The organism is Archangium sp. (genome assembly GCF_057119385.1).
On record NZ_DBNGVP010000232.1, the window covers coordinates 1 to 10,588 of the forward strand.

Annotated in this window: 9 protein-coding genes; 4 read left to right on the plus strand and 5 right to left on the minus strand. The window is 68.1% G+C overall.

Annotation, left to right across the window (positions count from 1 at the left end; all coding sequences use genetic code 11):
• Positions 1 to 603: 603 nt before the first annotated feature.
• Together AC16DP_RS51355 and AC16DP_RS51360 are read right to left on the minus strand one after the other, a co-directional pair.
• A complete protein-coding gene (locus tag AC16DP_RS51355) occupies positions 604 to 1,545 on the minus strand; it encodes a DUF4382 domain-containing protein (RefSeq protein WP_329726565.1) in 942 nt (313 codons plus the stop codon).
• A 189-nt stretch (positions 1,546 to 1,734) separates the two neighbouring features.
• On the minus strand, positions 1,735 to 3,219 hold the full coding sequence (locus AC16DP_RS51360; protein ID WP_329726564.1) for a pentapeptide repeat-containing protein: 1,485 nt from the start codon (positions 3,217 to 3,219) through the stop codon (positions 1,735 to 1,737).
• Positions 3,220 to 3,262: 43 nt separating this feature from the next.
• Between AC16DP_RS51360 and AC16DP_RS51365 the strand changes: the two genes are divergently transcribed.
• A complete protein-coding gene (locus tag AC16DP_RS51365; protein ID WP_329726563.1) occupies positions 3,263 to 4,228 on the plus strand; it encodes an RluA family pseudouridine synthase in 966 nt (321 codons plus the stop codon).
• Positions 4,225 to 6,798, plus strand: a complete 2,574-nt coding sequence (locus AC16DP_RS51370) for a penicillin-binding protein 1A (RefSeq protein WP_329726562.1) — start codon at positions 4,225 to 4,227, stop codon at positions 6,796 to 6,798. The genes AC16DP_RS51365 and AC16DP_RS51370 overlap by 4 nt, the downstream gene beginning before the upstream one ends.
• A 3-nt stretch (positions 6,799 to 6,801) precedes the next feature.
• On the opposite strand, the gene AC16DP_RS51375 is transcribed toward AC16DP_RS51370, so the two are convergent.
• Entirely contained in the window at positions 6,802 to 7,563 is a 762-nt protein-coding gene (locus tag AC16DP_RS51375; protein ID WP_329726561.1) for an SDR family NAD(P)-dependent oxidoreductase, read from the minus strand.
• Positions 7,564 to 7,795: 232 nt separating this feature from the next.
• Between AC16DP_RS51375 and AC16DP_RS51380 the strand changes: the two genes are divergently transcribed.
• Complete coding sequence (locus tag AC16DP_RS51380) at positions 7,796 to 8,353, plus strand: hypothetical protein (RefSeq protein WP_329726560.1); 558 nt, start codon at positions 7,796 to 7,798, stop codon at positions 8,351 to 8,353.
• A gap of 18 nt (positions 8,354 to 8,371) precedes the next feature.
• The gene (locus AC16DP_RS51385; RefSeq protein WP_329726559.1) at positions 8,372 to 9,079 is read left to right on the plus strand and encodes a Bax inhibitor-1/YccA family protein; all 708 of its coding nucleotides are present in this window, start codon (positions 8,372 to 8,374) and stop codon (positions 9,077 to 9,079) included.
• Here AC16DP_RS51385 and sitI6 read toward each other — a convergent pair.
• Both sitI6 and sitA6 read right to left on the minus strand, forming a co-directional pair.
• Positions 9,063 to 9,785 (minus strand): SitI6 family double-CXXCG motif immunity protein, encoded by a 723-nt coding sequence (sitI6, locus tag AC16DP_RS51390; RefSeq protein WP_329726558.1) that lies wholly within the window; start codon positions 9,783 to 9,785, stop codon positions 9,063 to 9,065. The two genes, AC16DP_RS51385 and sitI6, sit on opposite strands and share 17 nt — an antisense overlap.
• A 24-nt stretch (positions 9,786 to 9,809) precedes the next feature.
• Positions 9,810 to 10,577 (minus strand): SitA6 family polymorphic toxin lipoprotein, encoded by a 768-nt coding sequence (gene sitA6 / locus AC16DP_RS51395; protein ID WP_329726557.1) that lies wholly within the window; start codon positions 10,575 to 10,577, stop codon positions 9,810 to 9,812.
• Between the last annotated feature and the right edge of the window lie 11 nt (positions 10,578 to 10,588).

Here is a 10,588-nt window from a genome sequence, read left to right on the forward strand (position 1 = left end):
CGCCAGACGTGCCGCGTGGAAGTCGCTCGGCAGGCTGGACGAGATGGCCGTTGCCCCACGGGCCATCTGCTACGAATGGCCGGGCCACCGGCAGGACTGGGCCATCATCCATCGGGAGGCAGGGCGCCTCCTCCTCGTCTCCGAGGGCCTCTCGGACCCCTTCATTGCCCACAAGGGGCCCTCCCTCGAAGCAGGTGGTGGCCCAGGAGCACGTGCGGGAGAGGGCCACGGCGGGCCTCGTCGTGCTGGAGGTGCCGGGCAAGGGCCTGCCCACGTCTCTCGTGAGCGCGGAGGGGCGCGTGGGGTGTTGCTCGGCCAGGAGGTGCGCTCACTGCCCCGGCTGTTTCCCTCGCCGTTCGGCGACGTGCGGCTCGTCACCGGCTGGCGCACTCTCCGCAACGGCGTCGGACCTCGCGCTGTAGACAAACTCTGTCCAGACAGCTCTCGCTTCTCTGAGCCCCAACTCCCGAGCCCCGCAAAGTCCGAACGGGGATACGGTGCCGTGCCGTATCCCCGTCCGGTACAGCTGAGGGGGGTACTACTGGGGAAGTCAGGATACAACAAGTCCGCGCGGGACTCTTCCGATTTCTGAGGAGCCGCTCACTAGCGCACCGTGATGGAGGCCGAGGTCAGCACGAAGGCCCTCGTCTGGTCCGTGCCCGAGCCGATGGTGACGGCGGCCGGGATGCCGGGGTTGGTGGTGAAGCTCAGGCCCTCGGGGCCCACGAAGCTCAGCGCGTAGGTGCCGGGCACGAGGAACTTGAAGCTGGCCTCGAACACGCCGTCACCGTTGAGGTCCGTCAGGGCGAGCTCCTCGGCGGCGGGAGCGGAGGCGCCATCCGGGTCGGTCTCGGTGCTGCGGAGCGTGGCGCGGAAGGAGCCTGGCGTCAGGGCGGTGCCATTCAGCGTGGGCAGGGTCACGCCCTCGCCCCGGGCCAGCGTCACGTTCACGCTGCCGCTGAACACCATCTCCCCGCCCTTGATGACCGGCTTCATCACCCACTTGTCGCCCTGGCCGCGGTCCTTGCCGAAGCTCTGCGACACATCGAAGTCCACCAGGATGACCTTCTGCTCGCCCGCGACCTCCACGCCGTCGCCGTCGAGCTTCACCTTCACGCCAGACGTGTTGAAGCTGGGGGTCTGCAGGATGCCGGCCACGGTGGCGCCCTCGGGCAGGCCCGCGTAGTCGTTGGAGGTGGCGAAGATGGCCGTGCTGCCGTCCTCCTGCTCCACCTCGATGTAGGCGCCGGAGATGACGAAGCGCAGCTCGGAGTACTTGCCCGCGGGGACGACGGCGTCCTTGACGATGTCCTTCGTGTCATTGGCCAGCGTCACCAGGTTGGTGGTGGTGGCCTGGTTGCTGAGGACCACGCGGCCTTCCTCACCCTGGAGGTAGACCTCGGAGATGGTGACGACGGCGGCCTTGAAGTCGCCCGGGGCGTCGGTGAGCTTGATGGTGACGCTGTTCTGGTTGCCGCAGCCGGTGGTGACCAGACCGAAGGCCAGCGCGAACAGGCCGAGCGTGAGAAGCTGGAGGCGTTTCATGGATGAGTGCTCCAAGGTGGGGTGAAGGAACTCATGAGCCCGTTGGCTCACGTGCCCCTCCCCAAAGCACCCGGCGTGCCGCGCCCTCGGGCCCCGGATTCCAGCCACTTGCGTGACCCGGGGCCCGGCGGGTGTACCAGCTGGGACAGGGGGAGTGTCCCGGACCGTTCACTCCCCCCGTCCGCCCCCCTACTCCTCGGCGGGGGACTGGACGATGAGCTTCTCCTTGCCGCACACGTCGCAGCGCAGGTGGACGAAGAGGTCGTCCTCGCTCTCCTCGGGCACCTCGCCCTCGGGCACGCCCAGCTCGGCCTTGGCCAGCGCGGCCACCTTGCGGGGGATGTCGTCGGCGCGCAGGGCCTGCACGTACGTCATCTCCCGGTCATGGCACTCGCGCGTCTCGGGGCCGGAGAGCCAGGCGGGCTCCATGCCCTCGGGCAGCCGGCCCAGGAGCTCCAGGTGGTTGAGGGACTCGGCCAGGTAGGCCAGACGGCGCAGCCGGGCCTCCTCGGGCAGGGCGGAGAACACCTGGAAGCCCTCGAGCAGGGCCTGCCGGTCCTCGCCGGTGGCCAGCTGCGCCAGCTCCATGGCGGGCTCGGCCGACTCCAGCGCCTCCTCCCAGTTGTTGTCCGGGTTGAAGCCGGCCTCCAGCAGCGCGGTGTACAGCTGCGTGGCGGCCAGCCGGCGGCGCACCTCGTGCGTGTGCTCCACCACCTCCTGCGGCAGCCGCAGCTCCAGCAGCGCGCCGGTGGTGCGCGGGTCCACCGAGCCGGTGAGGTCATCCACCGCGAGCTCCTCGCGCAGGGCGTCCTTGAGCACCTTGGCCGCGGAGAAGCGGAAGGAGGGCACCACGCCCACCTCGCGCAGGTACATGGCGGCGAGGTTGGAGTCCTTGGCGCCCATGCGCAGCGAGCGCTGGGCCCGCTCCACCGCGCCGGGGTCCGCCGCGGGCTTCTTGTTCTCCAGGCGCGTCTTCACCGCCTCGCGGTAGAGCGTCTCCAGGGAGCTGCCCGGGGGCAGGCGCGCGGGGAGCAGGGGCCGCAGGCCGGCCACGTCCAGCACCCAGAGCGGGGGAGCGCCCAGGCGCTTGAGGGCGCGGAAGAAGAGCTGGCCCGGGTTGTCCTGGGGCTTGAAGGGGGGCAGCTCGCCCTCGCCGGACGGCTGTTGCTGCTGCTCGGAGGCGGGGGCCAGCAGGGAGCCCGGTCCCATCACCTTGTCGCGCTGCTCGCGGGTGAAGGCGGTGATGCCCTGCACCGGCGGGGGCGGGGGCGGCGGGGCCTCCTCTCCGTCCAGGCCGGTGACGCGGTCCATGTCCACCTCGTCGAAGTCGGCCTCCTCCAGGCCCTTGGCGCCCGTGAAGTCACAGCGCAGGAGCTTGAGCTTCTCGAAGGTGGCGCCTTCCAGGTTGGCGCCCCGGAAGTCGCAATCCTGGAGGCGTCCGCCGTGGAAGTAGGCGTTGGAGAGGTCCGTATCGCGGAAGTTCACCTTGGACAGGTCGCAGCGCTCCCACTCGCTGCCCACCAGTCCCAGTCCGGACAGGTCCGCATTGGCGGAGAAGAGCTGCGCGAAGGTCGCGCCCGTGTGCTCGGTGGGCACCTTGCCCGACTTGCGCAGGCGGTTCCACTCGGCGCTTCCGTTCTGCAGGAGCTGTTCAATCGTGGGGGCTTTCGGCATGGACCCGAATTTATCGGTGTGGTGAGGTCCGGGCGCCAGTCAAATGATCGAGTTCCGAATCGAGGAAGACAGCGCGGGCATGCGGTTGGACAAGTTCCTCCGCAAGAAGCTCGCGAACGTGCCCACCTCTCACCTCTTCAAGATGATTCGCGTGAAGAAGGTGCGGGTGAACGGCAAGCGGGCCCAGCCAGAGCAGCCCCTGGCCGCCGGCGACACCATCTCCATCCGGGGGACCGAGGAGCAGCTCCTCGCCCCCGCCAGCCCCGAGGAGCGCAAACCCCCACCCCCTCCCCCCGTGGACCCCAGCGAGCTGGTCATCCTCTTCGAGGACGACTGGATGATGGCCGTGGACAAGCCAAGTGGGATGGCCGTCCACACCGGCAGTGGAATCACCGGGGGCACGCTGGTGGACTATGTGCGCGCCTGGCTGGGGCCCAAGGCGGTGCGCAACGACTTCGCCGCCAGCCCCGCTCACCGGCTGGACAGGGAGACGAGCGGCGTCATCCTCGTCGCCAAGCGCCGGCCGGCGATGGTCCACTTCACGGAACTCTTCACCAACGGACATCCGCGCAAGAGGTATCTGACACTGGTCAAAGGCCGGATGCCGAAGGACTCGGGGGTCATTAACCTGCCGCTCGCTGAGCACCAGCAGACGGCCGAGTCCAAGGCCCGTCGCGGGGTGAACATGCAGGAGGCCGTGACTCGATGGAAGGTCATCAAGCAATCGGGCGAGGTAGCCCTCCTCTCCTGCGTCATCGAGACCGGACGCACTCATCAGATAAGAAGGCATCTGGCCGCCATTGGCCACCCGGTGGCCGGGGACAAGAAATACGGTGACTTCGGCTTCAACAGGGATGTGCGGGCCCGATGGGGGCTCAAACGCCTGTTCCTGCATGCCGAGTTCATAGAGTTTCCCCACCCGGCTCACGGGGGCAAGGTGGCGGTGGAGGCGGATATGCCCCCGGAGTTGAAGGACGTGCTCAAGCGCGCCGCGCTGGAACCCTCATGAGTCAGAATCCCGAGAAGACCGATCGCTCCGAGTCGAAGCTGGTGCTCGACGGTGTTCCGCCCAAGCGCCCCATCTGGGTGCGCCTGCTGAAGTTCGCGGCCTGGGCCACCCTGACGGGCGCCACCGCCGCGGTGATGGCCGTGGCGGGTGTGTACTACCACTACTCGCAGGGGCTGCCGGACATCCCCAAGGTGGACCAGTACTGGCCGCCCATCGTCACCGAGGTCTACACCGATGACGCGGTGCTGGCCGGCGAGTTCTACCACCACCGCCGCAAGGTGGTGCCCTACGAGCGCATCCCCAAGCGTCTGGTGCAGGCGTTCATCGCCAGCGAGGACTCGAGCTTCTTCGACCACTACGGCGTGGACGTGCTGGGCACGGCGCGCGCCGCCACCAAGACGATTCGCAAGAAGCTGGGTCTGGGCGGTAGCGTGCAGGGTGGCTCCACCCTGACGCAGCAGACGGCGAAGGCCGTGCTCATCGCCGCCGAGGGCTACGAGAGCGCCACCGCGAAGAACCTCACGCGTAAAATCCGCGAGGCCATCCTCGCCCGGCGCCTGGAGGAGTCGCTGACGAAGGAGGAGATCCTCTATCTCTACCTGAACAACGTCTTCCTCGGGCACCACAGCTACGGCGTGCAGAGCGCGGCGGAGAACTACTACCGCAAGGACGTGCGCGACCTGACGTTGGGGGAGATGACGCTGATCGCCGGCCTGCCGCAGGCGCCCAGCCGCTACTCGCCCTTCAAGAAGCCGGAGGCGGCGAAGAAGCGCCGCTCGTACGTGCTCAAGCGCATGTTCGACGAGGGGATGATCTCCGCGGAGGAGCGGGCCCAGGCGGACGCCGAGCCGGTGAACGTGTACCCGGTGGAGGACGTCTTCCACGAGTTCGCCCCGTACTTCACCGAGCAGGTGCGCCGCAACGTGGTGGACCGCTACACCAACAAGACGCTGCTGAATGAGGGCCTGAAGGTCTTCGCCACCATGGACAGCGAGCGCCAGCGCGCCGCGCAGGAGTCGGTGCTCGAGGGGCTGATGGCCATCGACAAGCGCCAGGGCTTCCGCGGGCCGGTGAAGCAGCTGGCCACGGAGCAGGAGCGCAAGGAGTTCATCGACACCTCGATGAAGGCCATGGGCAACGAGCCGCTCCAGGAGAACAAGCTGTACGTGGCGCGGGTGACGAAGGTGGATGCCGAGGGCGCGGAGGTGCAGGTGGGGCCGCACAAGGGCCTGCTGCCGCTGCTGGGCATGCGCTGGGCGCGCAAGGTGAACCCCGAGGGCTACTACCCGGGGCTGATGCTCACCTCCGCCAGGCGGGTGCTCAACGTGGACGACGTCATCGTCGTGCGCCACGTGGTGAAGAAGGAGCTCACGGACGACAGCGTCCAGTTCGACCGGAAGATGGACAAGGAGATCCCCGAGGGCGTGCCGCTCTTCCGGCTGGAGCAGGAGCCGGAGCTGCAGAGCGCCCTGGTGTCCATCGACCCGCACCGCCAGTACCTCACGGCGATGGTGGGCGGGTATGACTTCGACGCCAACGAGTTCAACCGCGCGTTCCAGGCGTGCCGCCAGCCGGGCAGCTCCTTCAAGCCGCTGGTGTACTCGGCCGCGCTGGAGCAGCTGGGGTGGACGGGCGCCACCATCATCGTGGACTCGCCCATCGTGGAGCATGACCCGGAGAACGGCGTCGCGTGGAAGCCGGACAACTACAGCGACGAGTTCCTCGGAGACGTGCTGCTGCGCACGGCGCTGGTGAACTCGATGAACATCCCCGCGGTGAAGACGTTCGCGGCGGTGGGCGTGAAGAACATGGCCGAGTGGAGCCTGAAGCTGGGCCTCACCACGCCGATGAACATGGACTTCTCGGCGGCGCTGGGCTCCTCGTGCGTGTACCCGTACGACCTGGCCAACGTGTACGCCGTCTTCAACCGCTACGGCCGCAAGAAGCCCACGTACTTCATCCGCAAGATTGAAGACCGCTTCGGCCGCACGCTGGAGGACCACACGGCGTACGACGACGCGTGGGCGCCGCTGCAGGACCGGGTGGCGGCGGGCTACGCGCGGCTGTTCGAGCCGGGCGATCAGGTGATGAGCCCCGAGACGGGCTTCATCACGACGTCGCTCCTGCGCGGCGTGGTGACGGAGGGCACAGGCGGCCCCGCGCAGAAGCTGGGCAAGCCGGCGGCGGGCAAGACGGGGACCACCAACGACTCGTTCGACACGTGGTTCGCCGGCTTCACGCGCGACCTCGTGACGGTGACGTGGGTGGGCTACGACAAGAACGAGCACCCGCTGGGCCGCTACGAGACGGGTGGCCGCGCGTCGCTGCCCATCTGGCTCAACTACATGAAGCCGGCGCTGGCGGCGCGTCCCCAGTCCGAGTTCTGGCCGCCCGAGTGGCTGCGCGAGAGCATGATGCTGCTGCGCATCGACAAGAAGACGGGGAAGATCGCCTCGTCCGGGACGAAGGACGCCACCAACATCTGGTTCAAGAAGGGCACGCAGCCCGACGACGTGGCGCCGGAGAAGGGCGCCGTGGGCGTGCAGGACTTCATCATGGGCGCGCCGTAGTCCTCAGCGCGCCTTGCGCATGGCGGCGTCGAAGAGGGCGTTGGGCAGTTGCTTCACCAGGCCCATGAGGCGGGCCATCTGCCAGGGGAAGGCGTACTGCGCGTCCCCTCGCACGATGGCCTTCGCCATCAGCTCCACGGCCTCCTCCGTCTCGAGGAGGAAGGGCATCTGGAACTTGTTCTGGGCCGTCATCTCGCTCTTCACGAAGCCCGGGTAGAGGCAGGTGACCTGGACGCCGGTGCCCCGCAGGTCCACGCGCAGACTCTCCATGAAGGTGGAGAGGAAGGCCTTGGAGGCGGAGTAGGCGGCGTTGCGCGGCAGGCCGCGGAAGGCGGCCATGCTGGCCACGCCCACGATGTGGCCGCGCTTGCGCTCCACCATCTGCGGGAGCACGGCGCTCAGGGTGGCGGCGGCACCGGTGACGTTGACGTCGATGACCTTCTGGACGATGTCCCACTTGATGCGCTTGCCGGACGTCTCCTGGCCGAAGCCGGCGTTGGCGACGACGAGGTCCAACCCGCCGCAGGCGGCGTCCAGCTCGCGGATGCGGGCGAGGGTGTTGTCGGCGTCGGCGACGTCGAGCTCCACCGGCTCGATGTGGGCATTGGCGGCGCGGGCCTCGTTGGCGAGCGCCTCCAGGTTGTCGCGGCGCCGGGCCGCGGCGTACACCTTGACGCCCCGCCGGGCGAACCAGAGCGCCAGCCCGCGTCCCAGGCCACTCGAGGCTCCCGTCACCAGCGCCGTGCGATAGCTCAACTCCGCCATGTGTGTCCCTCCGGATGTCCGGGCGACTTCCTGCCACGGAACGCGAGGGAGTGGGGGAGGAAAACGACGCGGTGCGGCATGGGCCGGCCGGGCGGCTCTCCGGGGGCTCGGCCCTCGGGTTACCCCTGGGGCTGGCGCCGCCGGCGAGCGGTCATGCGGCCGAGCAACGCGGACGTCCGGTCTCCACCGTGTGACGACTGCTCCCGATGGGAGGCCAGTCAGGAGGGTTCACATGGGGTTTCTAGACCGCATCTTCGGTGGGGGTTCCCCCAGCTCGAGGACGGAACGGAGAGGGGCCGCGGTTCCCAGCGCCGACGAGCAGGCGCTTGCCCGCTACCGGTACCTGCTGCGGACGGCGCCGCCGGAAGCCCTCGAGCAGGCCCATGCCGAGGCCTTCGCGCAGCTGACGCCCGCGCAACGGGCCCAGGTCCTCCGGGAGTTGAGCCGGGCCCTGCCCATGGCGGAAGGGAGCGCGGCGGCCGCGAATGACCCGGACCCGAGAGCACTGGCGCGAATGGCGACACGCGCCGAGCTGCGGCAGCCCGGGACGCTGGAGCGCTCGTTCGGAGGAATGAGCCTCGGGGGCATGTTCGCGGGGAGCCTGTTGGGCAGCATCGCCGGGACGGTGATCGGCTCGGCGATCGCGCACCAGTTCCTGGGTGGCTTCGACGACGGTGGCTGGGGGGATGAGGCGGGGGTGGCGCCGGAGCAGTGGGAGGACGCGGCCACCGGGGACGATGCGGGCTTTGGCGAGGAGCTGGGCGGAGACCTGGGCGACTTCGACGTGTGACGAGAGGAGGAACGAGACATGGCTTGGAACACTGCGACAGGCGGGATGATCGCCGCGGACGCTCCTATCTCGGAGCGGATGGCCTTCATCCGGAAGACGTACCTCCACCTGGGAGGCGCGGTGCTGGCCTTCATCGCGTTGGAGGCGGCGCTGCTCAACTCATCGCTGGCGCAGCCGCTCGTGCGGACGATGCTCGGCGGGCGCATGAGCTGGCTGATCGTCCTGGCCGCCTTCATGGTCGTGGGATGGGTGGCCGACCGGTGGGCCCGGACCGCGAGCTCCCCCGGCATGCAGTACCTCGGGCTCGGCCTGTACGTGGTGGCGGAGGCCGTCATCATGCTCCCGCTGCTGTACGTGGCCGCGTACTTCTCCAAGGACCCGAACATCATCGCCAAGGCGGGGGTGCTCACCGGGATTGTCTTCGTGGGGCTGACGGGTACGGTCTTCATCACGCGGCGTGACTTCTCGTGGCTCCGTCCCGCGCTGATGGTCGCGGGGTTCGCGGCCCTGGGGCTGATCGTCGTGTCGATCCTCTTCGGCTTCACCCTGGGGACGCTCTTCGCGGCGGTGATGGTCGTGGTCGCGGCGGGGTACATCCTCTACTACACGTCCAACGTGCTTCATCACTACCCGGTGGGCTCCCACGTGGCGGCGGCGCTGACGCTGCTCTCCTCCGTGGCCCTGCTGTTCTGGTACATCCTGCGGATCTTCATGGACCGGCGCTGACGCCGAGGGGTTGGAAGACAACGCCATCCAATCCCAGACGCTGACACGCCTCCACGAAACGCCCGGTGCAGAGGTTGACGTTGGAGTAGTCCTCCAGCCGGAACAGGTCGAGGTGTTCGGGAAGGGTGGAGGCGTCCAGTATCGGGGGCTTCGGGAGGGGGTGCTTCAGGCGGCCACAACGGGAACAGGGGGGCTGAGGGTTGGGCGGGAGGCAGTCGGGGTGCAGACGGCCCACGGGGAGGAGCTCCAGCTCGAGCAGTTCGGGCGAGTTGCGCTGACGGAAGCGCAGGGCTGTAGGGCAGCCCTTGAGTCCTCGGAGTCCCTCGGCCTGGAGCTTATTCAGGGCCTCTCGTTGAACCAGCAGCACCGCGGAGAAGTCTGTGAACAGTGGTCCGAAACGGCCCTGGGCCTTACCCTCAAACGGACCGAATCCCGCTCCTGGCTCCAACTGCGCACCCGGAGGCAGCAGGGGGCGCACCAGCTCGCATAGCCGTTCGTACTCCTCGATGGATTCGGCCCGGGGCGTTTCGAAATCGGCCAGTGAGAGGATCGGCGTCAAGTCAACCGAAGGGTAGACATTGGCGCCGCCGCTCCATGCGTCCAGACACACCGGGCAACGGACGCCCGGTAGCCCCCATCGATGTGAGGCATCAACAGAACCTGTGTAATCTGCGGACCTGTCTTCTCGGATACGGAAATAGTTCATACGCGGAGTTCTTCGCCTCTTTTCTCAGTCGCAATAGTAGGGAACGAGGGGCCCATTTACACCGAATCGCATCATGAGTTCGCTAGCGAACCGCCACATGTCTGCGGCTTTGGCGGTTTTGTAGTTCTCGTCCATGAACTGCCGCCAGGCCTCATTCCATTGCCCACCCTCTGGTCCGCCACTGTGCAGCCACTGGTGGAAGCTTCTGGGCAGTCGAATGGTGAATGCGTGGATGTCGATGTCCTGGCGTTTGATCCACGTGGCCAACGCATTCTGCTGCGGGAAGATGTGATGTTTCTCGTAGGGCTCCCGTGGAGGGATGCTGCACATCCAGTGGCGCACTTCCTTGGGGACGAACCGGTCGCGCGTCTTCCAGTTGTGCCAGGGGATTTCGAAGACGGGATCCGCGGAGGTGGGCGCCGCCACGGGGTGTCCCCACCAGCGCTCGGGTGTGTCCGCGAGTGGAGAGCGCAACTCCGTGGACAGGTTTGCGTCCGTTGGAGGACGCAGCCCCGGCATTGGCCGGAACACCATGGGCGGGCGGGCCACCGGGAGGGTTCCCCTCGCCAGGATGATGGGGGGGGCCTCCTCCTCCTCCATTTCCGCCACGTGCTGGCAACGCCAGATGGCGCAGCGCTCCCCGTCACACAGCGGCACCACGCAGGTCGGGTCCGCACGAGCCTCCGTCCAGGAGGAGGACACGGTCTCGGGGACCTCGTCCTCTTGCACGGTGGACGCCGAGGTCGCGCATGCGGCCAGCAGCAGCACGAGGAGCGGGAGCAGGAGTCGCATGCGGCCTGGCG

Excerpts from the sequence above, each read along its gene's own strand:
- AC16DP_RS51355 (WP_329726565.1), bottom strand. The coding sequence starts at position 1,545 with ATGAAACGCCTCCAGCTTCTCACGCTCGGCCTGTTCGCGCTGGCCTTC.
- AC16DP_RS51360 (WP_329726564.1), bottom strand. The coding sequence starts at position 3,219 with ATGCCGAAAGCCCCCACGATTGAACAGCTCCTGCAGAACGGAAGCGCC.
- AC16DP_RS51365 (WP_329726563.1), top strand. The coding sequence starts at position 3,263 with ATGATCGAGTTCCGAATCGAGGAAGACAGCGCGGGCATGCGGTTGGAC.
- AC16DP_RS51370 (WP_329726562.1), top strand. The coding sequence starts at position 4,225 with ATGAGTCAGAATCCCGAGAAGACCGATCGCTCCGAGTCGAAGCTGGTG.
- AC16DP_RS51375 (WP_329726561.1), bottom strand. The coding sequence starts at position 7,563 with ATGGCGGAGTTGAGCTATCGCACGGCGCTGGTGACGGGAGCCTCGAGT.
- AC16DP_RS51380 (WP_329726560.1), top strand. The coding sequence starts at position 7,796 with ATGGGGTTTCTAGACCGCATCTTCGGTGGGGGTTCCCCCAGCTCGAGG.
- AC16DP_RS51385 (WP_329726559.1), top strand. The coding sequence starts at position 8,372 with ATGGCTTGGAACACTGCGACAGGCGGGATGATCGCCGCGGACGCTCCT.
- sitI6 (WP_329726558.1), bottom strand. The coding sequence starts at position 9,785 with ATGAACTATTTCCGTATCCGAGAAGACAGGTCCGCAGATTACACAGGT.
- sitA6 (WP_329726557.1), bottom strand. The coding sequence starts at position 10,577 with ATGCGACTCCTGCTCCCGCTCCTCGTGCTGCTGCTGGCCGCATGCGCG.